Annotated in this window: 25 protein-coding genes and 1 pseudogene; 13 read left to right on the forward strand and 13 right to left on the reverse strand. The window is 69.7% G+C overall.

The features are described from left to right. Positions 1-17: 17 nt before the first annotated feature. Together FZN60_RS21195 and FZN60_RS21200 are read right to left on the reverse strand one after the other, a co-directional pair. Positions 18-1,271, reverse strand: a complete 1,254-nt coding sequence (locus tag FZN60_RS21195) for a sarcosine oxidase subunit beta family protein (protein ID WP_158875512.1) — start codon at positions 1,269-1,271, stop codon at positions 18-20. A 208-nt stretch (positions 1,272-1,479) separates the two neighbouring features. Next, positions 1,480-2,409, reverse strand: coding sequence for a hypothetical protein (locus FZN60_RS21200; RefSeq protein WP_158875513.1), 930 nt, complete (start codon positions 2,407-2,409; stop codon positions 1,480-1,482). A gap of 359 nt (positions 2,410-2,768) precedes the next feature. Between FZN60_RS21200 and rpsU the strand changes: the two genes are divergently transcribed. From rpsU to FZN60_RS21240, 8 genes are all read left to right on the forward strand, one after another. Then, complete coding sequence (rpsU, locus tag FZN60_RS21205; protein WP_158875514.1) at positions 2,769-3,011, forward strand: 30S ribosomal protein S21; 243 nt, start codon at positions 2,769-2,771, stop codon at positions 3,009-3,011. Between the two features lie 185 nt (positions 3,012-3,196). After that, complete coding sequence (locus FZN60_RS21210) at positions 3,197-4,060, forward strand: tetratricopeptide repeat protein (RefSeq protein WP_158875515.1); 864 nt, start codon at positions 3,197-3,199, stop codon at positions 4,058-4,060. Then, positions 4,060-4,422, forward strand: coding sequence for an AtpZ/AtpI family protein (locus FZN60_RS21215; RefSeq protein WP_158875516.1), 363 nt, complete (start codon positions 4,060-4,062; stop codon positions 4,420-4,422). The genes FZN60_RS21210 and FZN60_RS21215 overlap by 1 nt, the downstream gene beginning before the upstream one ends. A gap of 119 nt (positions 4,423-4,541) precedes the next feature. Then, complete coding sequence (locus FZN60_RS21220; RefSeq protein WP_158875517.1) at positions 4,542-5,291, forward strand: F0F1 ATP synthase subunit A; 750 nt, start codon at positions 4,542-4,544, stop codon at positions 5,289-5,291. Positions 5,292-5,370: 79 nt separating this feature from the next. Then, positions 5,371-5,598: a F0F1 ATP synthase subunit C gene (locus FZN60_RS21225; RefSeq protein WP_158875518.1), complete on the forward strand. Its 228-nt coding sequence runs from the start codon at positions 5,371-5,373 to the stop codon at positions 5,596-5,598. 95 nt (positions 5,599-5,693) lie between these two features. Then, complete coding sequence (locus tag FZN60_RS21230; RefSeq protein ID WP_158875519.1) at positions 5,694-6,305, forward strand: F0F1 ATP synthase subunit B; 612 nt, start codon at positions 5,694-5,696, stop codon at positions 6,303-6,305. 23 nt (positions 6,306-6,328) lie between these two features. Then, positions 6,329-6,811: a F0F1 ATP synthase subunit B gene (locus FZN60_RS21235; protein ID WP_158875520.1), complete on the forward strand. Its 483-nt coding sequence runs from the start codon at positions 6,329-6,331 to the stop codon at positions 6,809-6,811. A gap of 117 nt (positions 6,812-6,928) precedes the next feature. After that, complete coding sequence (locus tag FZN60_RS21240) at positions 6,929-7,411, forward strand: DUF992 domain-containing protein (RefSeq protein ID WP_158875521.1); 483 nt, start codon at positions 6,929-6,931, stop codon at positions 7,409-7,411. On the opposite strand, the pseudogene FZN60_RS21245 reads toward FZN60_RS21240, so the two are convergent. The 6 genes and pseudogenes from FZN60_RS21245 to FZN60_RS21270 all read right to left on the reverse strand — a co-directional run bounded on the left by FZN60_RS21245 (position 7,383) and on the right by FZN60_RS21270 (position 11,180). Next, a pseudogene (locus FZN60_RS21245) lies at positions 7,383-8,657 on the reverse strand (NAD(P)(+) transhydrogenase (Re/Si-specific) subunit beta). The gene FZN60_RS21240 and the pseudogene FZN60_RS21245 sit on opposite strands and share 29 nt — an antisense overlap. Positions 8,658-8,664: 7 nt before the next feature. Further along, positions 8,665-9,081, reverse strand: coding sequence for an NAD(P) transhydrogenase subunit alpha part 2 (locus tag FZN60_RS21250; RefSeq protein ID WP_158875522.1), 417 nt, complete (start codon positions 9,079-9,081; stop codon positions 8,665-8,667). Further along, positions 9,081-9,488 (reverse strand): hypothetical protein, encoded by a 408-nt coding sequence (locus FZN60_RS21255; RefSeq protein ID WP_158875523.1) that lies wholly within the window; start codon positions 9,486-9,488, stop codon positions 9,081-9,083. Before FZN60_RS21255 ends, FZN60_RS21250 begins: the two co-directional genes overlap by 1 nt. A gap of 73 nt (positions 9,489-9,561) precedes the next feature. Beyond that, a complete protein-coding gene (locus FZN60_RS21260) occupies positions 9,562-9,786 on the reverse strand; it encodes an aa3-type cytochrome c oxidase subunit IV (protein ID WP_246727039.1) in 225 nt (74 codons plus the stop codon). Between the two features lie 153 nt (positions 9,787-9,939). Then, positions 9,940-10,503, reverse strand: coding sequence for a type 1 glutamine amidotransferase domain-containing protein (locus tag FZN60_RS21265; protein ID WP_158875524.1), 564 nt, complete (start codon positions 10,501-10,503; stop codon positions 9,940-9,942). Between the two features lie 119 nt (positions 10,504-10,622). Beyond that, positions 10,623-11,180 (reverse strand): regulatory protein RecX, encoded by a 558-nt coding sequence (locus FZN60_RS21270; protein ID WP_246727040.1) that lies wholly within the window; start codon positions 11,178-11,180, stop codon positions 10,623-10,625. Positions 11,181-11,307: 127 nt separating this feature from the next. Between FZN60_RS21270 and FZN60_RS21275 the strand changes: the two genes are divergently transcribed. Then, the gene (locus FZN60_RS21275) at positions 11,308-12,333 is read left to right on the forward strand and encodes a DUF4424 domain-containing protein (RefSeq protein WP_158875526.1); all 1,026 of its coding nucleotides are present in this window, start codon (positions 11,308-11,310) and stop codon (positions 12,331-12,333) included. A gap of 31 nt (positions 12,334-12,364) precedes the next feature. Here the strand turns inward: FZN60_RS21275 and FZN60_RS21280 are convergent, their stop codons facing one another. Next, entirely contained in the window at positions 12,365-13,102 is a 738-nt protein-coding gene (locus FZN60_RS21280; RefSeq protein ID WP_199266615.1) for a P-loop NTPase family protein, read from the reverse strand. Between the two features lie 280 nt (positions 13,103-13,382). Between FZN60_RS21280 and FZN60_RS21285 the strand changes: the two genes are divergently transcribed. Next, complete coding sequence (locus FZN60_RS21285; protein WP_158875527.1) at positions 13,383-14,147, forward strand: gamma-glutamyl-gamma-aminobutyrate hydrolase family protein; 765 nt, start codon at positions 13,383-13,385, stop codon at positions 14,145-14,147. Here the strand turns inward: FZN60_RS21285 and FZN60_RS21290 are convergent. From FZN60_RS21290 to FZN60_RS21305, 4 genes are all read right to left on the reverse strand, one after another. Continuing rightward, a complete protein-coding gene (locus tag FZN60_RS21290; RefSeq protein ID WP_158875528.1) occupies positions 14,144-15,229 on the reverse strand; it encodes a nickel/cobalt transporter in 1,086 nt (361 codons plus the stop codon). The genes FZN60_RS21285 and FZN60_RS21290 overlap by 4 nt on opposite strands. Beyond that, entirely contained in the window at positions 15,211-15,882 is a 672-nt protein-coding gene (locus FZN60_RS21295) for a DUF1007 family protein (RefSeq protein WP_246727041.1), read from the reverse strand. The genes FZN60_RS21290 and FZN60_RS21295 overlap by 19 nt, the downstream gene beginning before the upstream one ends. 90 nt (positions 15,883-15,972) lie before the next feature. Then, a complete protein-coding gene (locus tag FZN60_RS21300; protein ID WP_158875529.1) occupies positions 15,973-16,509 on the reverse strand; it encodes a L,D-transpeptidase in 537 nt (178 codons plus the stop codon). A 167-nt stretch (positions 16,510-16,676) separates the two neighbouring features. Continuing rightward, complete coding sequence (locus FZN60_RS21305) at positions 16,677-17,615, reverse strand: LysR family transcriptional regulator (RefSeq protein WP_158875530.1); 939 nt, start codon at positions 17,613-17,615, stop codon at positions 16,677-16,679. 533 nt (positions 17,616-18,148) lie between these two features. Here FZN60_RS21305 and odc2 point away from each other — a divergent pair. The 3 genes from odc2 (at position 18,149) to FZN60_RS21320 (ending at position 22,615) form a co-directional block, all read left to right on the forward strand. Beyond that, positions 18,149-19,285 carry an ornithine/lysine decarboxylase gene (gene odc2 / locus FZN60_RS21310; RefSeq protein WP_158875531.1) on the forward strand — a complete coding sequence of 379 codons (1,137 nt, stop codon included), beginning with the start codon at positions 18,149-18,151 and terminating at the stop codon, positions 19,283-19,285. 179 nt (positions 19,286-19,464) lie between these two features. After that, on the forward strand, positions 19,465-20,040 hold the full coding sequence (locus tag FZN60_RS21315) for a GNAT family N-acetyltransferase (protein WP_158875532.1): 576 nt from the start codon (positions 19,465-19,467) through the stop codon (positions 20,038-20,040). 193 nt (positions 20,041-20,233) lie between these two features. Next, on the forward strand, positions 20,234-22,615 hold the full coding sequence (locus FZN60_RS21320) for a PAS domain-containing sensor histidine kinase (RefSeq protein WP_158875533.1): 2,382 nt from the start codon (positions 20,234-20,236) through the stop codon (positions 22,613-22,615). Positions 22,616-22,652 lie beyond the last annotated feature (37 nt).

Below are 22,652 nucleotides of genomic sequence, written 5' to 3' on the forward strand. Positions count from 1 at the left end.
CGTCGCGGATGAATTGGTTAATGTGCCACCGCAGCCGCCGCCGCTTCGTCGATGAAGCGGCCGGAGCGGAAGCGGTCGAGCGTGAAGGCGGCGTTGAGCCGGTGCGGCTCGTCCCGGGCGATGGTGTGGGCGAAGACGTGCCCCGAGCCCGGCGTCGCCTTGAAGCCGCCCGTGCCCCAGCCGCAGTTGACGTAGAGCCCGGCGACCGGCGTCTTCGACAGGATCGGCGAGCGGTCGGGCGTCACGTCCACGATGCCGCCCCAGGAGCGCAGCATCCGCATGCGCCGGAACATCGGGAACATCTCGCAGATGGCGTCGAGCGTGTGGTTCAGGATGTGGAGGCTGCCGGTCTGCGAATAGGACGGATACTGGTCCGTTCCCGCGCCGATGACGAGCTCGCCCTTGTCGGACTGCGAGATGTAGGCGTGGACCGTGTTCGACATGACGACGCAGGGAAAGCACGGCTTGACCGGCTCCGAAACCAGCGCCTGCAGCGGAAAGCTTTCCAGCGGCATGCGAACGCCCGCCATCTCCATGACGACCGAAGTGTTGCCGGCGGCGACCACGCCGACCTTGCCCGCGCCGACGAAGCCGCGGCTCGTCTCGACGCCGCGGATGGCGCCGTCCGCCCCGCGGCGGATGCCGGTGACGGTGGTGTTCTGGAGGATGTGGACGCCGCGCGCCGACGCCGCGCGGGCATAGCCCCAGGCGACCGCGTCGTGGCGCGCCGTGCCGCCGCGGCGCTGCAGCGCGCCGCCGACCACGGGGAAGCGCGCGTCCTTGGAGATGTTCAGCGGCGGGCAGTAGCTCTTGCACTCCTCCGGCGTCAGCCACTCGTTGTCGACGCCGTTGAGGCGGTTCGAGTGGATGTGGCGCTTGGAGACCTGCACGTCGTGGACGTTGTGCTGGATCATCAGGACGCCGCGCGGCGAGTACATGACGTTGTAGTTGAGGTCCTGGGACAGGCCCTCCCACAGCTTCACGGCGTGATCGTAAAGACCCGCGGATTCGTCGTAGAGGTAGTTGGAGCGGATGATCGTCGTGTTGCGGCCGGTGTTGCCGCCGCCGAGCCAGCCCTTCTCGATCACCGCGACGTTGGTGATCCCGTGCTCCTTGGCGAGGTAGTAGGCGGTCGCCAGCCCGTGGCCGCCGGCACCGACGATCACGACGTCGTAGTAGCTCTTCGGCTCGGGCGAGGCCCACTGCTCGCCCCAGCCGGAATAGCCTCGGAAGGCTTCGCGGGCGATCGCGAATGCGGAAAATCGACGCATAAGCTGGCGGTCCTCGGGGTTGGGATCGATACGGGATGCAGGCGTGGATGCTCGACATCCGACGCCGCCTCAATGTCCTACCCTGTTGCGCCGAGAACTGTGCTCGAAATACGACGCCTGATGACGCAGGGCCCCGCCGCGACGATGCGCGGCGGGACCCCTTCCTTGATCGATCAGCGACGGGCGTTCGTCGCCCGCTGGAGGAGCGTCAGACCGTCGCGCGGGCGGTCGCGACCGGCACCGTCTTCGGCCGGCCGATGACGCCGCCGATCGCGCCGACGATCAGGCCGAGAAGCAGCGCGACGAAGGCGCCGAAGGCACCGGTCGACAGGGCGCTCGCCGCCCGGTCGGCCGCCTGACGCAGGTCGGCGACGGCCTGGTCGTAGCGCTGCTGGAACTCGGCGAGGCGCTGCTCGGCTTCCGGCTGCGGGATGTTGGCCGTCTGGGCGATGACCTGCACCGCCGCCTGGCGCTGCTCGGGCGTGGCGTCGGCCTGGAGGCCGGCGAGCACCTCGGGGATGGCGTCCGAGAGGTCCTGCTCACCCGTCGCGGCCTGCGCGGTCTGGGCGGCCTGCTGCGCCTCGCCCTGCACCTCGCCCGCGGCCTGCTGGGCCTGCTGCTGGCCCTGGCGGAAGAGCTGCTCGGCCTGCTGCTGGAGGCCCGGCGGCAGCTGGTCGGTCGAGGTCGGGATAACCGATCCCGCGGCCTGGCTGATGCCCTGGATCGAGGAGCCGATCGCGCCGAAGGCGCCGCCCACGACCGCCGAAGCGCCGCTCGACAGGATGTAGACGATGAGGAGCGTCGAGGTGGCCCACGTCACGATGCCGTGGAGGGCGCCGTCCGTCTTGCTCGCGCTGCCGGCGAGGCGGCCGGCGGCGAAGGCGCCGATGAAGAGGCCGATGAGCACGATCGCGATGGTCCAAAGGCCGCTCGTCGTGAGCAGCGCGTTGGCGCTCGGCGTCTCGTTGGCCTGAGCCGGATCGATCGTCGACAGGCCGATGCCGAGCCCGAGCAGGCCCAGCATGAACTGGATCGTCAGGGCGAGCAGGGCGCCCGCGATGATGGCCCCCCAGGAAACCCGGCGGACCGGACCGGCCGCACCGTAGTAGGCCGCGCGCTCGCGAACCGTTTCGACCATACGCAACTCCTGTAACAAGGACCGTCGCGACCTCTCGATTTCGTGTCGCGACTATTGAACATGCGCTGTAACTATTCCCGCCACGGAGCGGGTCCATATGGCCGACGTGCGATTTCGGCCCGCCTCGCCCGTTTTTTTCGCTCCCCTTCCGGTAGTTCCCCTTCCCGTTTCGAGCGAGCGCGAGGCGCGACCGGGTCAGGCCCGCCGGATCTCGCGCGGACGACGCATCTCGACATCGCCTCTGGTATCTGCTATCGACGCCGCCACTTGCGGGAACTCGGGCTCCCGCGAGGGGTTGCGTGCTTCCGCGATGACCCCTCTGACATCATTCGGCACCCAACCCAGAACGGATTTGCTTAGTGCAGGTACTCGTCCGCGACAACAACGTTGATCAGGCCCTCCGCGCGCTCAAGAAGAAGATGCAGCGCGAGGGTATCTTCCGCGAGATGAAGATGCGGAACTTCTACGAGAAGCCCTCGGAGAAGCGCGCCCGCGAGAAGGCCGAGGCCGTCCGCCGCGCCCGCAAGCTCGCCCGCAAGCGCGCCCAGCGCGAGGGCTTGGTGGCCGGCGGCCGCACCGCCGCGGCCACGGCCAGCCGCTGAGACGAGTTTCCGTCGTCATTATTTGAACGACATCGCATCGCAGTCCGGGCGGCGGATCGACATCCGCCGCCCGGACTGCTTTCGCGTGCCCGGTCCGCCCGACTGAGCGCGCCGCCGGAAGAGCGCTTCGTGCGGAGACAGGCCGCGGCGGGGCGACGACAAGCGTGGGGAGCGGAAGCGGCGTCATGACGTCCTGGCAGACAGAAGCTCGGGTGGAGAAGCGGAGAGGGCGCGGCATCCGCGCGGCGGCATGGGCGGGACTTGCCCTGGCCCTGAGCGCCTGCACCACGGCCGGCACTCCGTCCGTCGAGGCGATCCGCCTCGACCAGAACCAGGGCTCCGAGCAGAACATCGCTTCGCTCACCGCCGCCATCGACGCCGCTCCCAACGATGCCGAAGGCTACAACGTGCGCGGCACGGCCTACGGGCGGGCCGGCAACTATCAGGCGGCGCTGGCCGACTTCGACCGCGCCATCCAGATCAACCCGAACTTTCCGCAGGCCTATGCCAACCGTGCCCTCGTCCAGCGCCAGATCGGCCAGCCGCTGAAGGCGGTGGAGGACTATTCGGCGGCGATCCAGATCGACCCGAACTACGCCGCCGCATATGTCGGGCGGGGCAACGTGTACCGGCTGGCGAACCAGAACGCCGACGCGCTGCGCGACTTCCAGCGCGCCATCGATCTGAAGACCACCGATCCGCGCGCCTTCCACAATCGCGGCCTCCTCTACCAGATCGACGGCCAGCACCGTCAGGCGATCGAGGATTTCTCGACCGCGATCTCGCTCGAGGCCTCCGCCCCCGAGCCCTATTCCGGCCGCGGCGTGTCCTATCTCGCGCTCGGCGACGAGGAGAACGCGCTGGCCGACTTCAACGCAGCCCTCAAGCTGGACGACCGCCGGGCCGAGTTCTGGGCGAACCAGGCGCTGGTCTACGAGCGCCAGGGCCAGCGCGACCGCGCGGTCCGCTCCTTCTCGCGCGCCGCCCAGATCGATCCGAAGTACAAGCCCGCGACGGATGGTCTCGCGCGGCTGCGAGGCCAAGCCTGATGAGCGACCCGCGCGACGACAACGACGAGGGGCCGCGAATCGACGATGCCGCGCTTCAGGCCCGCCGTCGCGCCTTCGAGGAGCGGCTCGCCGCCCAGCGCGCCGCGATGCCAATCGAGGACCGGCAGCCGAACCGCACGGGCGCGGCCGGAATGGCGCAGGGCCTCAAGATCGCCAGCGAGTTCGTCGCCGGCGTGCTGGTGGGGGCGGGAATCGGCTATCTCATCGACCTCGGGCTCGGCACCGCGCCCTTCGGACTGATCATCTTCCTGTTGTTCGGCTTCGCCGCGGGCGTGCTGAACGTGCTGCGCGCGGTCGGCAAGGGACCGCCGCCCTCGGGCCCGACGCCCGCCGACGGCTAGCGCCTGTTCCTAACGCCGCTTCGAGCACCTTTCGAGGGTTGCGGACCGCGCCAAGGGACGCTATGGGCAGGCCGGCTTTCGAGAAACGGCCGTATTCAGCTGCAAGACGGGGACGACGCTTGGCGAACGATCCGATTCATCAATTCCAGATCGCTCGGCTCGTGCCCATCGATATTGGCGGCGTCGACTTCTCCTTCACCAATTCTTCGCTGTTCATGGTGGCGACCGTCGCCGTCGCTTCGGCGTTTCTTTACTATACGACGCGCGGCCGCGGCCTGGTGCCCAGCCGCATGCAGTCGGTGTCGGAACTCTCCTACGAGTTCATCGCCAACATGCTGCGAGATTCGACCGGCAGCGCCGGCATGCGGTTCTTCCCGCTCGTCTTCTCGCTGTTCATGTTCGTGCTCGTGGCGAACCTGCTCGGCATGTTCCCCTACTTCTTCACGGTGACGAGCCACATCATCGTCACCTTCGCCCTCGCCATGCTCGTGATCGGCACGGTGGTGGGCTACGGCATCTACAAGAACGGCCTCGGCTGGTTCCGCGTCTTCGTGCCCTCGGGCGTGCCGGGCGTCATCCTGCCCTTCGTCGTCGTAATCGAGCTCATCTCGTTCCTGTCGCGGCCTGTCTCGCTCTCCGTGCGTCTCTTCGCCAACATGCTGGCGGGCCACATCACGCTGAAGGTCTTCGCCGGCTTCGTGGTGTCACTCGGCACCCTCGGCGCGCTTGGCATCGGCGGCGCCATCCTGCCGCTGATCATGACCGTGGCGCTCACCGCCCTCGAATTCCTCGTCGCGTTCCTGCAGGCCTACGTCTTCGCGATCCTGACCTGCATGTACCTCAACGACGCGGTGCACACGCACCACTGACGCGACGTCGCCGCCTTTCCCGGCCGCGTCCGCGTTCGGGAAAACCTCCCTCCGTACGATCCAACCCAAGGAGAATCCCATGGACGCGGAAGCTGCTCGCTACATCGGTGCCGGTCTCGCCTGCTTCGGCATGGCCGGAACCGCCCTCGGCCTCGGCAACATGTTCGCCCAGTATCTCGCGGGCGCGCTGCGCAACCCGTCGGCTGCCGACGGCCAGTTCGGCCGCCTGATCTTCGGCTTCGCCGTCACGGAAGCGCTGGGCATCTTCTCGCTGCTCATCGCGCTGCTGCTGCTCTTCGTCGGCTGATCGCCGACCCGATCTGACAACTTGGATCGTCGGTCCGGCCGCCCCCGCGAAACTGCGGGGCGGCCGGATGCGCAAGGAAACGGACGAGGAGCACGATGTTCGTCACGCCGGCGATGGCTCAGGAAGAGCACCCCGCCACCGAGGAGGCCCTGCCCAGCGACCACGGCCAGCCGAGCGTCGAGGGAACGGTCGTCCCCACCCAGGATCACGGCACGGAAGGCCCCTTCCCGCCGATGAATCCGGAATTCTTCGCCTCCCAGATCCTCTGGCTGGCGATCACCTTCGGCATCTTCTATCTTGTCCTGAAGCGCGTGATCCTGCCGCGGATCGGCGGCATCATCGAGAACCGCCGCGACCGGATCGCCCTCGACCTCGAGGCCGCGGAGCGGATGAAGACGGATGCCGACGAGGCTCAGGCCGCCTACAGCCAGGAGCTCGCCGAAGCCCGCGCCCGCTCGCAGAAGATCGCTGGCGACGCCCGTGATTCGGCACGTGCCGACGCGGAAGCGGAGCGCGCCCGCATCGAGGGCGACCTCGACGCTCGCCTCGAAACGGCCCAGGCGCGCATCGGCGAGATCAAGACCCGCACGCTCGCCGACGTCGGCCAGATCGCCGAGGACGTGACGCAGGCCGTCCTGTCCCAGGTCGCCGGCATCCAGGCGAACCAGGACGAGGTGTCGCGCGCCGTTCAGGCCGTGCGCGCCTGACCGGCTGAAGGAGAGACACGACCATGGCCTTCGACGCGACATTCTGGGCGCTCGTCGCCCTCATCCTCTTCTTCGGCGTGGTGGCCTACTTCAAGGTCCCCGCCACCCTCGCCAAGACGCTCGACGCGCGTGCCACCCGCATCCGCAACGAGATCGACGAGGCCCGCGCCCTCAAGGAAGAAGCCAAGCAGCAGCTCGCCGAGTATCAGCGCCGCCGCCGCGAGGCCGAGCAGGAGGCCAAGGACATCGTCGAGGCCGCCAAGCGCGAGGCCGAGGCGCTGGTCGCCGAGGCCCGCCAGAAGAACGAGGAATACGTGACCCGGCGCACGGCCATGGCCGAGCAGAAGATCGCCCAGGCCGAGGCCGACGCGATCGCCGAGGTGCGGGCCTCGGCCGTCGACATCGCCGTCGCCGCGGCAGCCCGCATCCTGGCCGAGCGCGGCCAGGCGGGCGACGCGTCGACGATCGACCGGTCGATCGAGGAAGTCCGCCGCCGTCTCAACTGAGGCGCGAGCCGACGAGGACGATACGCTACGAAAGTAGATTGTTCGGCGAGGGGCCGGCGCGGGGGAACCCGGCCGGCCCCTGTCTGTTTCCGCAGTGCAATCTCGGAGGCAGACCCCATGAAGAAAATCGCTCTCGCACTCGCCGCCCTCGGTGCCGCCACCGTCGCCAGCGTCCCGGCCCACTCCACCGTCGCGATCGAGATCGGCACCCTCACCTGCTCGGGCACGAGCGAAGGCTCGACGAACTACATCGTCGCCTCAAGCCGGGCCTTGGCCTGCTCCTACGTGCCCGCCGGCCGCACCTCCGGCATCCCCTACGCCGGACAGATCGACACGCTCGGCCTCGACCTCGGCATCACCCAGCGCACCACCCTGACCTGGGCCGTGTTCGCCGCCTCCGGCGTGCCCGTGCGCCCGGAAGTGCTCGCCGGCACCTATGTCGGCGCGGGTGCCGACGCGGCGCTCGGCATCGGCGGCGGCGCCAAGGTCCTGGTCGGCGGCTTCGGTTCGTCCATCGCCCTGCAGCCGATCAGCGTGCAGGCGCAGTACGGCCTCAACGCCACCGCCGGCATCAACCGCCTGACACTGCAGATGAACTGAGGCCTCGCCGACGCGGCAGGGTCGTTAGACGCGAAAGGCCGGCACGGGTGCGCCCCGTGCCGGCCTTTCGTGCATCCGGAGGGACCCGGCGGAGCTGGCGCGCCATGGCCTCGTTGATCTCCTCGACCGTCGTCTCGGCGTCGGCGAAGAGCATCAGGGTTTGGGCTCGTAGAACAGCGTGTGTCGATGCCCGCATAGCCCGGGCCCATCCAGTGCTTCACGACGAGGCAGGTCTGAGCCTGGTCGACGTCGAGGATCGGCATGGCGACGATTGGCAAGGCGGGATCGTCTCGCGCCGCGGGGATGGGCACGTTGTTGCCGCCGATCATGAAGGTCACGTCAGTCAGGCCGCATCGTCGCCCGAGCCCTGCTTGACCGCGCGATCGCCCGCGCCCCCTACTCCGTCCGTCTCGCCGCCGAAGCCGCCCAGCATTACCGAGGCGAAGCTCCGGTTCATGCCCTTGCACATGATGTAGGAGAGGATCGCGCCGGACGATCCGACCAGCGCGCCGGTGATGATCAGGGCGAGGTTCTGGAGCATGAAACCGATGCCCGCCACTGCCCAGCCGGAACAGCTGTTCAGCATCGACACGACCGCCGGCAGGTCCACCCCGCCGATCGGCACGATCAGGAGAGCGCCGAGAACAAGCGCGAGGAGCACCACCAACCAGAACAGCGCGTGGCTTTCCGTCGCCGCGAAGCCGACGACGCACAGGACCAGCGCCGTGCCCAGTGCGACGTTGATGAGGTGGCGCTGGGGCAGCCTGATCGGCTTGCCGCTCATGCGCCCGTCGAGCTTCAGGAAGGCGACCACCGAGCCGGTGAAGGTCAGCGCGCCGAAGCCGGCGCCGATCGACATCTCGACCAGCGCCCGGACGTGGATCGCGCCCACCCTCCCGATGCCGACGGCGTCCGGCGCGTCGAGCACGGCGGCCGCCACCATCACCGCCGCCGGGCCGACCAGCGAGTGGAAGGCGGCGACGAGTTGAGGCATCGCCGTCATCGAGATCCGCTTGGCGATCACCGTGCCCGCGCCCCCGCCGATGGCGAAGGCGAGGATGATGATCAGCAGCGCCCCGAAGGACGGGCGGGCGAGGAGCAGGGTCGTCGCGACCGCGAGCCCCATGCCGACCATGCCGCAGAGGTTGCCCCGGCGCGCGGTCGTCGGGTGCGACAGGCCGCGGAGCGCCAGGATGAACAGAACGCCGGAGACGAGGTAGAGGACGGCGGCGAAGGTCTCGGCCATGGCCCCGTCACCGGTCTTTCGTCTTGTACATGGCGAGCATGCGCTGGGTGACGAGGAAGCCGCCGACGAGGTTGACGGCCGCCAGCACCAGGGCGACGAAGCCGAAGGTGGTGGAAAGCCCCGTGGCCGAGATGCCGACCGCGAGCAGAGCGCCGACGACGATCACCGAGGCGATGGCGTTGGTCAGCGACATCAGCGGCGTGTGCAGCGCCGGCGTCACCGACCAAACGATGGAGTAGCCGACGAAGATCGCGAGAACGAAGATCGCGAGATGGAAGACGAAGGGGTCGATGCCGGTTGCGGCGTGGACCGCCTCGCCGATCCCCGAGCCCGCGAGCTGCTCGACGCTGAGCCGCGCGTCGCGCACGGCGGTGCCGGCCGCGTTCAGCTTGTCGACGGCGTCGGCGAGAGGTTCGCTCTCCATCAGGCGACTCCCTCAGCACGGGTGGGCGCGGGCGCGAAGCTCGGATGGGCGATCGAGCCGTTTCGCGTCAGCCGCATCACCTTGAGCCGCGGATCCTCGAAATCGACCTTGGGGCTCGTCGCGTCCTTGTCGATCGGCGTTTCGAGGAAGGCGAGGAGGTCCTTGGCGTGGAGGAGCGAGGCCGATGCCGCGATGCGGCCGGGCACGTTGAGGTGCCCAATAGTGCGCGCCGGGCAGACCTCGACGGTGTCGCCGGCGGAGGCCTTGTCGGTGGCGCGCGAGCCAAGGCGCGGTCCGCTCTCGACCAGCACCTCGGCGCCCGCGCCGATGAGCTTCTTCACCGTGTCGGGCGAGGCAGCGATGCGCGCCTCGGCGCCCGCGACCTTCCGCGGGATGAACACCTTCATGCGCGCCTCTCCCGGCACACCGAAACCGACGGCGGATATGAAAAGAGGCGCCGAAGCGCCTCTCGATCGACGCTCAGCGCGCCACGAACCAGGCGACGACGAGGACGAGGAGGAAGGTGCCTATGCCTCCGATGAAGCCGCCACCGGCGATCAGCCCGACCAGCATGCCCACGAGGATGGCGATGACGCCGATCGTTCCCCACTTGGTCGCGGCCAGGAACAGGTCGTAGGTCCGCTCGTGCTCCGGATAGTCCATCTCGGCGGGCGCAACGGTGTCGTAGTTGGGCAGTTCGGCCACGCCGGTCCTCCGCTGGAAATCTCAAGCCTCAGCCGGCCTTACACGACTCCGCCGCGCTCTGGCAATGGCACGCGCGCCACCCGTTCGCGCATAGAAAAGAGCCGGCGCGATGGACGCGCCGGCCTGGTTTTTTCGCGGTGGTTCGAGCCTGTTTCAGGCGGCCCTGCGGTCCTCGTGGCGACCTTCCTCGACCTCCTCGATGATCTTGGCGATGAAGGCCGGCAGGTCGTTCGGGTTGCGCGAGGTGATCAGCGCCTGGTCGGTCACGACTTCCTGGTCGTGCCAGCGGCCGCCCGCGTTCACCACGTCCGTCTTGATCGAGTTGAAGCTCGTCACGTCGCGGTCCTTGATGACGCCCGCCTCGATGAGCAGCCAGGGCGCGTGGCAGATCGCAGCCAGCGTCTTCTTCGTGTTGTAGAAGTCGTGGACGAATTTCACGGCCACCGCGTCGGTGCGTAGCTTGTCCGGGTTGATCTGGCCGCCCGGCAGGACGAGGGCGTCGTAGTCGTTGACGCTCGCCTCGGAAACGAGGCGGTCGACCTTGACCGACTGGCCCCAGTCGGTCTCGTCCCAGCCCTTGATCTCGCCGGCCTTCAGCGACAGGACGTGGACCTCGGCGCCGGCCGCGCGCAGCTTCTCAAGCGGCTGCATCAGCTCGGACTGCTCGAACCCGTCGGTGGCGAGAATGGCGATCTTGGCGTTCTTGATAGTCGGCATCTGACGTCTTCCCTTCCGTTGGCTCCGGACGCGCGGGCACGGGCCCTGTTCGGGCCCTCGATCCGTCTGGCGCATCCGGTGTTCGGGTGGCTAACGACTTCTTTCCGCAGAGAGTTCCGTCATTCCTCGGGGGCGCGGCCGTCCACCGCGTCGCGGGCCACGGAGAAGGAGAAGCCCGCGCGCACGAGAACGGCGATGTCGCGCTCGCGCTTCTCCGCCCGCTCGGCCTCTCCGCCGCTTCGATAAACGCCGATGCGACGGCGACGCGCGAGGGCCTCGGCCGCCTGCGCCTCGCTGGTCGTATCGCCCTCGATCACTTCCTCGACCAGCTCGCGCGGAACGCCCTTGGCCGCCAGCTTCATGCCGGCCATGCGCGTCGAGGCGCCGCGGCGGCGAAGGCTGGCGAAGCGTCCTGCCGCGAAGGCTTGATCGTCGACGAGCTTCAGCTCGGCCAGCTTCGCGACGGCGTCGTCGATCATCGGGCGGAAATCGCCGGGGTCGGCTTCCAGGGCGCGGGCGCGCTTGACGACCTTGCGCTCCAGCACGCGGCGCAGGTTCTCGGTCGAGCTGGCATAGCGCTCGAGGTAGTAGGCCCCCGCCCGGAACAGCCAGTCGGCCGTGATCGGCCGGGGCTTCGGCGGCGCCTTGTCCGACTCGCGCCCGTCGTTTCGCCTCACCGCTCCTCCATTTCGCTCGCCCGGGTTGAACGATCCATATAGGCTGGCCGCGCCCGCTGCGGGAGGCCGTCGCCTCCCCGTCGCCCGGTTCGGGCGCGGCTCGATCGATCGTTCCGAAGGACCTCTCATGCGCTCGTCGCCGATATTCGCGACCACGCTTCTCATGCTCGCCTCGGCCGGCAGCGCGCTCGCCAACGACTCCACCGCGTCCTTCGCGACGGGCGGCCTGGTTCTGACCAAGACCGCCGACATCGCCATGCGCTCGGAAGACCTGTCGGTCTCGACGGAGGCGATCCGCGTCGCCTACGTCTTCCAAAACACGAGCGACAAGCCGGTGACCACCACCGTCGCCTTCCCCGTGCCGGCGATTCCCGCTTCGCCCTTCGGCGACATCGCCATTCCGTCCGACGATCCGGAGAACCCGCTCGGCTTCGAAACGCGCGTCGACGGAAAGTCCGTCGCGATGAAGCTCGACCAGAAGGCGACGCTGAACGGGCGGGACGTGACCGCTCTCCTGACCGGTCTCGGCGTGCCGCTCGCGCCGCAGGACCCGAAGGCGGGCGAAGCGCTCGACGCCCTGCCGAAAAACAAGCAGGACGAGCTCGTCGCGGCCGAGATCGCGGCCGTTGACGAGTTCGACGCGGGCGGGGGCTGGGAGCGCCACATCGTGCCGCTCTGGACCTGGAGCGGCACCTATCACTGGGAACAGACCTTCGAGCCGGGGCGGGATCTCCGCGTCGAGCACAGCTACGCGCCGTCCGTCGGCGGCAGCGTCGCGACGCTCCTGGAGATGGCCGCGGACTATCCGGACGAGGTGAAGGCGATGCGCGCGACATACTGCATCGACGACGCCTTCATGAGCGCTCTGGACAAGCGCAGCGCGGAGGCGCGCAAGGCCGACCCGGACTACGGCTACGCCTTTTCCGAGCAGAACTTCGAATACGTGCTGACGACCGGCGCGAACTGGTCCGAGCCGATCGGCGACTTCAAGCTGACGGTGGACAAGGGCGCGCCGGAGAACCTCGTCTCCTTCTGCGCCGACGGCGTGACGAAGGTCTCGCCGACCCGCTTCGAGGTGCGGCACGAGAACTTCACGCCGAAGAGCGACCTCGCGGTCCTGATCCTCGTGCCCGTGGCCGCGCCGCAGCCCTGATCCGAGCGGCGGCGCGTACCCTGCCCTGCCCTCAGGCCGCGGCGGCGAGCGCCGCCTCGGCCTCGGCGACGAGCTCGAGATCCGGCTCGCCGCGCTGGCTGTTCATGGACACCATGGGGCCGAGGATGCCCGCTTCGTAGGCGAGGGTCGCGGCTTCCGCGCGGGCGCGGTCGAGGCCCGGCGCCTCGGCGTCGCGGAGCGTGAAGATCGTGCCGCCGAGGAGGAACGGCGCCTCGTAGGCGGCGCGCAGGACGAGGCCGATTTCCAGCCGCGGCGCCGGGCAGGCGGCGACGATCGCCTCGACGGTGCGGGCGATGCGGCTCGGAATGGTGGTCGACACGGCCGAGGCGACGAGCGCCCAGTCGCGGTCGGGACGGCCCTGGCCGGCGTCCAGCTGGAGAAGCCGCTCGGTGGCGACCGCGGCGTAGGCCGAGAGCGGCGAGAAGCGGACGGGGATCAGGGCGCGGTCCGACAGGCGGGCGCCCATGCGGATCGTCTCCGGATCGCTGCCGGCGTCGACCAGCGCGATCTGGCCGCGGCGGCGGGCGGCGCGGACCACCTGCTCCAGCGAGGCGGCGTCGGTCGCGGCCTCGACGGCGACCGAGGCGAGCCCCTCGGTGCGCGCCCGCCACGTCAGGATGTCCTTGTCGCGAGAGGCGTCCACGAGCAGCACGGGAATCTCGGCCGCCGCCGCGACGCCGGCAAGCGTCAGCACCAGGGTCGTGGAGCCCGAGGATTTCAGGGAGCCGATGGAGATCACCGCAGTCATGCCGCATGTCCTCGTCAGGGCCGGATGGGGCGCCGCTCGGCGCCGGTGGGGTGGCCGGCCGTATCCGTCTTCGTCGGCCGGCGGCGCGTCTCGCCGGGCCGGCGCCGGGCGTGCGATCCGCATCGTGCCGGCTCGGCCACTTAGCAGGGACGAGGTGGTGCGGGGCTGGAAGCCCCCCGGAACGAAACGGGACCGAGAGGCCGTCCCCGCGCGGCCGCGTGACAAGCCCGAACGGCCGGTCTAAGCCGCTTGGCCAGACCAATCGCAGCGGACCCGCCCCATGGCCGACCAGCCGATCCTCGTCGCCGTTCCCGCCGACACCTTCGACCACGGCAACTACCGCTGGCACGCCACGCCCTCGACCTATCTCGACGCGCTGGTGGAGGTCGCGGGCGCGGTTCCGGTGATCGTGCCGGCCCTCCTGCCGCGGATGACGATCGCCCCCCTCCTCGACCGCGTCGACGGAGTGCTCCTCACGGGTGCCGCCTCCAACGTCCATCCCGAACGGTACGCCGTGCCGGCCTCGCGGGCGCACGAGCCCTTCGATCCCGAGCGCGACCGGCTGACCGAGGCGCTGATCAAGGGCGCGCTGGAGCGCTCGCTGCCGCTCCTGTGCATCTGCCGCGGCCACCAGGAGCTGAACGTCGCGCTGGGCGGGTCGCTCGCCACCGAGATCCAGGAGATCGAGGGCCGGATGGACCATCGCCACCTGCCCAGCCACGACCAGCGCGAGCGCTTCGCGATCCGCCACGAGATCGCGCTGGAGCCGGGCGGTTCTCTCCGGGACATCGTGGGCGAAGCCGAGATTCGCGTGAACTCGCTCCACCGTCAGGCGATCGACCGCCTCGCGGACGGCCTCGCCGTCGAGGCGCGGGCCCCGGACGGCACGGTGGAGGCGGTGCGGGTGAAGGATGCGGCGAACTTCGCCGTCGGCGTCCAATGGCATCCGGAGTTCTGGGCGTCGACGGACGAGCCGTCGCGCAAGATCTTCCAGGCCTTCGCCGCGGCCTGCCGCGCCTTCGCCGCCTCGAAGGGCCGCGCCTAGACCGAGAAGCCGCCCTGCAGCGCGCCGCCGAGCAGCGCGAGGCCGAGCAGCAGCACGAGCGCGGCGCCGAGGATCTCGATCGCGGAGAGCACGCGCCGCGAGCGCGTGCCCGAGCCCGCCTTCAAGGCGAACCCCTTCGCCCAGACCGCGACCGCGGCGATGATCGAGACGGTCATCGCGGTGCCAATCGCCATGGCGAGCACCGACAGGAGCCCGCCGAGCCAGAGCCCGTTCACCAGCGCGAAGGTCAGGACCACGATCGCGCCCGAACAGGGTCGCAGGCCGACGGCGAGCACCGCCGAAAGCGCCGCGCCCGGCGTGAAGCGCTTGGCCGAGGAAACGAGCGCGCGCGAGGGCATGTGCGACTTGCCGCAGTCGCAGTCGTCGGGATCCTCCGCTGCGCAGACATCGGCGGAGAAGCCGCCGCTCGCCGGCCGCATCAGACTCGCGACGGGACGGGCCGCCGGCGCTCCGAAGTCGAGGCTGGAGACCGCACGGCCGGGCGCGGCGAAGGCGAGGCCTGCGACGGGCGACGGTTCCCGCTCGCGCCAGGCGCGGGCGAGCTTGCGCGCCAGCAGCCAGGCGCCGAAGCCCGCGACGAGCGCGTAGGAGCCGATCTCCAACGCGGTGGTGGCGCCCGTCAGCGTGATCGCGGTGCCGCGCAGGAAGAGGTAGGCCGCCCCCACCAGGAGCAGGGCCGAGAGCGCCTGGACGAGGCTCGAGGCGAAGGACACGGCGATGCCGCGCCGCAGCTCGACGGCGTCGGCGAGAACGTAGGACGAGATCACCGCCTTGCCGTGCCCCGGGCCGGCGGCGTGAAAGACGCCGTAGGCGAAGGACAGGCCAACGAGGAGCGGCAGCGCCTGTCCGCCTTGGCGCAGCCCGATCAGCGCCTGGCGCAGGTCGACGAAGAAGGCCCGCTGATAGCTGTTGATGGCGCGGAACAGGTCGCCGAGAAGCCCGCTTCCCGGCTGGGCCGTCACCTCCGCCGAGCCGATGCCGAGCGAGGACTGCGCATGCGCCGAGGCTGCCGCGAGAATGATCCCGCCGGCAAAGAGAAGCGTCAGCTGGCCGCGGCGCATGACACCTCCGTGCGCGTGGCGAGCAGCAGCGAATAGTCGACGCCGTCGGTGGGCACGTCCTCGTCGGGGCCGAGCGCGGCGATCGAGTCCATCCAGGCCGAGGCGGCCTCGTCCTCGTCCGGCACCACGAGCTTCTTGCCGCAATTGGCCGGCAGGTCGACGAGCTGGAAGGCCGTGTCGTCGGGATAGTCGAAGGCGACGTAGAAGGTCTCGTCCCAGTTGAAGACGGTCAGCGCGTCCTTCTTGAGGTCGACGGGCTCGCCCGCCGCCATCTCGAAGAACATGATCAGCTGGCCGTTGTCGACGTTCATGCGGATCTCGTCGGGCGGCGCCATGGTCACGTCGCGCGTTCCGACCTTCACGAAGGTGTAGAAGTCCCACTCCGCGATGGACTCCTTCACGACCTTTCCGACCTCGGCGAGCTCGTCCTCGTCGAGCTGGCCGTTGGCGTTCTTGTCGAAGTCGAAGACGACGGAGGACGAGAACAGCTCGTCCATGCGCCACACGTTGCGCACCGCCTTCAGCGTGCCGTCGGCATTGCCGACGATCTCCATGTGCGATTCGGCGAAGACGTGCGGGTGGGCACTCGCCGCGCCGCAGACGAGCATGGCGCCGGCGAAGGCCGCGAAGGCGGTCGCGCGAGGTCTGATCAAGGCCTTGTCCCCTGCCCACGATTCGGATCCGATCGAAGACAGGAGAAGAACGGCGGAAGTTTGGATGAAGCTTGCGGGACGCTCGACGCCTCAGCGCAGGACCACGACCTGCGCGCCGACGTGGACGCGCTCGAAGAGGTCCTTCACGTCGGCGTTGCGCATGCGGAAGCAGCCCGCCGAGGCGGCCGAGCCGATGGAGTTCGGCTTGTTGGTCCCGTGGATGCGGTAGGTGCCCCAGCCGAGATTGATCGCCCGCTCGCCGAGCGGGTTCTTCGGCCCCGGTCCCATGGACTGGGGCAGCTTCGGGTTCTCGGCGCGCATGGAGGGCGTCGGCGTCCAGGTCGGGTTGCGCCGCTTCTTCGACACCCAGCTCTCGCCGAACCACTGCTCGCTCGGCTTGCCGACGGCGATCTCGTACTCGATCGCCTCGTCCTGGCCCGTCACGAGGTAGAGCCGGCGCGCGCCGGTATAGACCACGATCGTGCCCGGTGCGTAGTCGCCGACGAACAGGACGGCCGAGCGGTCCGGCTCCATCGAGCTCGGTTGCCCGGCGGCCAGGGCCGCCGGCGCATGGGCGAGGCTGGCGCCGAGAAGCGCCGCGAGGATGGACAAGCGAAGTTTGCGCATGGGCCCGAACCTATCCGCAACGCGGCTAAGGATGAGTGAAGGCGGGTGGTTAAGAGCGTCTAACAGAACCTCGCCAGCTCCCTGCCCGGATGTTCTGCTACACGTTCTAAGGATAGCCGAGATGGGGCGGCGGGAGAACGGGCGGGACGACCAGCCGCGCCGCGATCTCAGGCGGCCGTCGTCTCGGCCGGGCGGGGGATCTCCCGGTAGGCCTCGCATTTGCGGAACCACGTCGCCAGGAAGTCCACGAAGAGGCGCACGCGCGTCGGCAGGTGGCGGCGATGCGGGAAGACGGCGTAGATCCCCGCCTCCCCCGGCATGAACTCGTCGAGAACGGTCACGAGCTCTCCGCGGGCGATCTCGTTGCGCACGACGAAGCTCGGCGACAGCGCCAGGCCGAGGCCGGCCAGCGCCGCCGCCCTGACCGTCACCGGACTGTTGGCGGTGAACTGGCCTGACACGGCCACCGTGATCGTCTCGCTCGTCTTGGGGTCGCGAAACAGCCAGTTGGAGAACATGCGCGCGTTGGAGTCGATCACCGCCGGGAACTTGGCGAGCTGGGTTGGATGCGTCGGCCGGCCGTGACGCTCGATGAAGTCGGGGCTCGCGACGATGACGAAATCGAGCGCGGTCAGGCGCCGCGCGATCATCGCCGAATCGGCGAGGCGCGTCATGCGGATCGCGACGTCGAACCCCTCCTCGACGAGGTTGACGAAGTTGTCGTCGAGATGGACGTCGAGCGAGATGTCCGGGTGCTGCTTGGCGAAGTCGACGAGGCTTAGCCCGAGCTCGGCGTCGCCGAAGGTGCGCGCGGCCGAGACGCGGATGGTGCCCTTGGTCTCGCCCGTCGCCTCGCGCGCCTCCTCGTTGAGGCTTTCGAGATCGGCGAGGATGGCCGCGGCGCGCGGCAGGTAGACCTCCCCTGCCGCGGTCAGCGCGACCTGCCGGGTCGTGCGGTTGATCAGGAGGACCCCGAGCTCGTCTTCCAGCTCGCGCACGTACTTGGAAAGCAGCGCCTTGGAGCGGCCGGTCTTGCGCGCGGCCGCAGAGAAGCCCTCGTTCTCGATCACCGCGATGAAGGCCCGCATGCGGGTCAGCGTGTCCATGTCGCAGGCGTCTCCCTTTCCTTGCCGTTCGGTCCGACGGATCGGCGGCAGACCTTGTCTCACGGGAGCTTGCGAAAAAATCAAGCTTTGCCGCGAAGGGACTTGCGTGTGACAAGCGACTCCCTTACATCCGCCCCTGCCCCAAGTCGCACGTGCCTGTGGGCGTCCCCCGGTCCTCGAATGCGAGGATAACCGGGACGGTACCTGGACTTAACACATCCAGTCGTTTCCGCTGCTGGCGGAATCGAGGACGCCTTGAAGCAACGACGGTCCGGGCCTTTCTGGTCTCTCCTGGTCTCCATAGCCGGGAATACTGCAGAGGCACACCATCCTTGCCTGAAGTGCGGCGGGTTCAAGCCCTCCAATCCACGGCAGACTGACTCCGAATGTCGGCGCGGCCATCCGCGTCCGCTTGTTCGGCATCGGTCCTCGACGCGTTTACGCGCAACAACGTTTCGGACGGTGTCTCCACCGGCTGTCCGACGTCGCGCGCGTTCGCTCCTGTTTATCCGCCGGATCCGGGAGAGCCACTCATGGCCGCCACGCAGCGTATCATCGACTTCCTCGCCACCCGACGTCCCGAGGGCCCCTGCCTCGTGCTCGACCTCGACATCGTGGCCGACAACTTCCGCGCCTTCCGCCGCGCTCTGCCCGACTCCGCCATCTTCTACGCGGTGAAGGCGAACCCGGCGCCGGAGATCCTGCGGCTCCTGGCCACCATGGGCTCGAACTTCGACTGCGCCTCGGTCGCCGAGATCGAGATGGCGCTCGACGCCGGCGCGACGCCCGCCCGCATCTCCTTCGGCAACACCATCAAGAAGGAGCGCGACGTCGCCCGCGCCCACGCGCTCGGCGTGTCGCTCTTCGCGGTGGACTGCGAGGAAGAGGTCGAGAAGGTTGCCCGCGCGGCGCCCGGCGCCCGCGTGTTCTGCCGCGTCCTCACCGACGGCGAGGGCGCCGAGTGGCCGCTGTCACGCAAGTTCGGCTGCGTGCCGGCGATGGCGATCGACGTGCTTGCCCACGCCCACGATCTCGGCCTGACGGCGACCGGCGTGTCCTTCCACGTCGGCTCGCAGCAGATCAACACCGAGGCCTGGGACTCGGCGCTGTCGGACGCCGCCTTCGTGTTCAACACGCTGGCCGAGCGCGGCATCGTCCTGACCCTCGTCAACATGGGCGGCGGCTTCCCGACCCGCTACCTCAAGGACGTGCCCTCGGCCGAGGCCTACGGCCGCTCGATCTTCGCCGCGCTGAAGCGCCACTTCGGCAACCGCATCCCGGAGACGATCATCGAGCCGGGCCGCGGCATGGTGGGCGACGCCGGCGTCATCAAGGCGGAGGTCGTGCTCGTGTCGAAGAAGTCGGCCGAGGACGACAAGCGCTGGGTCTTCCTCGACATCGGCAAGTTCGGCGGCCTCGCCGAGACGATGGACGAGGCCATCCGCTACCCGATCGTGACCAAGCGCGACGGCGACCGGATGGAGCCCTGCGTGCTCGCGGGCCCCACCTGCGACTCGGCCGACGTCCTCTACGAGAAGAAGCCCTACCCGCTGCCGATCTCGCTGACGGTCGGCGACGAGGTGCTCATCGAGGGCACGGGCGCCTACACCACGACCTACTCGGCCGTCGCCTTCAACGGCTTCGAGCCGCTGCGGTCCTACGTGATCTGAGGTCCGGCTTGGCTTCGCATCCCAGCCTCCGACGAGAACGACGAGGGGGCGTGACGCCCCTTCTCTGATCCGGCGCCGTTCGGCGGCGCCGGGCAGTTCTTGCCCGCCGCCGCGCGCCGCAGATTCCCCCTGCCAGCCGGCCGTTTCCAGACCTCCTTGTGCTTGAGGAGTCTTCGGCCATGACCGCCTTCGCCCATCTTTCCGCCGCCGCCCTCGCCGACGCGCGCCCGCTCTTCGCCATCGAGGCCGAGTCGGTCGCGGACGTCGCCGCGCGCGAGGCCCTCCTCGACGCCGCCATGGGCCTGGGCCGCACCCGCAAATCGTCCGAGGCGATCCGGCGCGGACGCCTGCCCGCACGGGGCCTCGCCTTCGTCGCGCGCGGCCTCGCCGGCGAGGTCGTGGGCACGGTGCGCCTCTGGGACGTTTGCGCCGGCGACGGCCGAGCGGCACTCCTTCTCGGTCCGCTCGCCGTGTCGTCCGCCTACGAGGGCGTCGGCATCGGCTCGGCGCTGATGCGCCACGCGCTCGCCGAGGCCGCGCGCCTCGGCCACGGCGCCGTGCTTCTCGTGGGCGATCCCGCCTATTACGAGCGCTTCGGCTTCTCCTCCGCGCTGTCGGCCGATCTCTTCATGCCGGGCCCCTTCGAGCGCCACCGCCTCCAGGGCCTCGAACTCGTGCCCGGAAGCTTGTCCGGCGCGGAAGGCATGATCGCGCCGACGGGCCGCGAAGCGCCGGCCGAGGGCCTGGCCGCCTGACAAGAACGTCCAGCGAACGTTCGCCCGTAAATGCTTGCGTCGTAACGACCTTCTTTGATGGACGCTCCCGCCGCCCCATGCTAGGCGTCCCTTAATCGGGCGTGATGGGTCGGCGGGCGGAGGGGACCGTGCGGCATCCGTTCGGGCGGGGGCGAGCGCGCCTCGGGGGTCTCGCGCGGCGGATTGACGTGACATGGCGTTCTCGGACGAGGATCGGCTGGGCTCTGTGCTGGCGGAGAACGAGCAGCTGCGTGCACAGAACGCCGCCTTGCGCGCCTCGCTTCATTCCAGCGAAGCGCGCTTCCGCCTGATCGTCGAGAGCGCCGCCGACTACGCCATCATTGCCGCCGACCTGGACGGCACCGTCACCACCTGGAACGAGGCCGCCGCCACCATTCTGGGGTGGAGCGCCGACGCAATGATCGGCCGGCCGCTCTCGACCATCTTCACGCCCGAGGACATCGCCGCCGGCGCCTACGACGAGGAGCTGCGCCTCGCCACCGAGCGCGGCCGCGCCCGCGACGAGCGCTGGCACCTGAAGGCGGACGGCTCGCGCTTCTTCGCCAGCGGCGAAATGATGCCGCTCCAGGACCCGGAGGGCGGCCAGACCGGCTTTCTCAAGATCCTGCGCGACCGCACGCGCGAGCGGCGCGAGCAGCAGGAGCTGGAAACGAGCCGCGAACGCCTGCGCCTCGCACTCGAGGCCTCTTCGCTCGTCGGCACCTGGGACTGGGACATCACGGCGGACACGCTCTATTCCGACGAGCGCTTCGCTTACCTGTTCGGCGTCGAGCCCGCCCGGGCCGAAGCCGGCGCGCCCTTGTCGGCCTATGTCGGCGGCATCCATCCGGACGACGCCGAGCGCGTGGGGGCACGCATCAGCGAGGCGGTCGGCAGCGGCGCGATCTTCGACGAGCAGTACCGCACGATCGACCTCGACGGCCGCACCCGCTGGGTCCACGCCCGCGGGCGCTGCTACCACGACAGCCAGGGGCGCCCTTTGCGCTTTCCCGGCGCGGTCGTCGACCTGACGCTGGAGCGCGCCCGCGAAGCGCGTCAGGCGGCCCTTCTGCGCCTCGGCGACGAGCTGCAGGAGCAAGGCCTCGCGGACGGCCACTCCATCACCGCGCTTCAGATCCTCTGCGAGGCGCTCGACACCCGGCGTGCGGGCTACGCCATCGTCGGCGAGGACGAGCGCACGGCGAGCGTGGTCGCGGAGTGGACCCGCGAGGGCGTGTCGGCCCTCAGCGGCAGCTTCGATCTCGCGGCCTTCGGCACGGATTTCGTCGCGTCCCTGCGGGCCGGCGTCCTCACCGTCGCGGATATCGAGACCGACGAGCGCACGGCCGCGGGCGCTGCCGCCTGGCGCGCCATCGGCGTGCGTTCCGTGGTCAACATGGCCGTGGTCGAGGGCGGGCGCGTTCGCGTCGTCCTCTACCTCAACGACGACCGCCCGCGGAGCTGGGAGGCCGAGGACATCGGCTTCGTGCGCGAGGTCCTGGAGCGCACCTGGACGGTGACGCAGCGCCGGCGCGCCGAACAGGCGCTGGCGGACGCGGAAACGCGCCTGCGCCTCGCCCACGAGGCGGCGGAGATCGGCAGCTTCGACTTCGACCTCGTTTCCGGCACGCTGATCTGGGACGCGCGCTGCCGCGCCGCGTTCGGCCTATACGGCAAGGAGCCGGTCACCTACGAGGGGACCTTTCTGCCGGCGCTCCACCCCGACGACCGCGCGCACACCCAGGCCGCCGTCGAGGCGGCGGTCGACCCGGTGGACCCCAAGCTCTTCGACGTCGTCTACCGCACGATCGGCATCGAGGACGGCGTGGTGCGCTGGGTCCACGCCAGCGGCCAGACGCTCGTCGAGAACGGCCGCTCCGTGCGCTTCGTCGGCGCGGTGCGCGACGTGACCGAGGAGAAGGAGGCCGAGGAGCGCCAGAACCTCCTGACGCGCGAGCTCCAGCACCGCGTCAAGAACACGCTCGCCATGGTCAACGCCCTGGCGAACCAGACCCTGCGCCGCGCCGCCAACGTCCAGGACGGCCTCGCCGCCTTCTCGGCCCGCCTCGTCGCCCTCGGCCACGCCCACGACATCCTGACCCAGACGAGCTGGACCAGCGCGCCGATCGCCGCGATCGTCGAGCGCAGCCTCGCGACCCACCGCCCGTCCGACGGCGCGCGCCTGTCCTGGGCGGGCCCGAACGTCCGACTGAACGCCCGGCAGGCGCTCGCGCTCTCGCTCGCCCTTCACGAACTCGCGACCAACGCCGCGAAGTACGGCGCCTTCTCCAACGAGACGGGGAGCGTCCGCATCGTCTGGCGCCTCGTGGGCTCGGGCGACGGCGCCGTCCATCTCGTGCTCGAATGGCGCGAGGCCGGCGGACCGCCCGTGACCCCGCCGGCCGCGCGCGGCTTCGGCTCGCGCCTCATCCAGCAGTCGCTCGCCTCGGAGTTCCGCGGAACCGTCGACATGCGCTTCGAGGCGACCGGCCTCGTCTGCTTGATCGAGGGCGCGCTCGACCACCAGATCGACGACGCCCTGCCGGCCTTGGAGGAGCCGGCGCCGGTCGCCTGAAACCTGCGCGGGCGCGCGGCGTTGCGTCCTTGCATCA

It is taken from the genome of Antarcticirhabdus aurantiaca, assembly GCF_009765365.1.
GTDB classification, from domain to species: domain Bacteria; phylum Pseudomonadota; class Alphaproteobacteria; order Rhizobiales; family Rhizobiaceae; genus Antarcticirhabdus; species Antarcticirhabdus aurantiaca.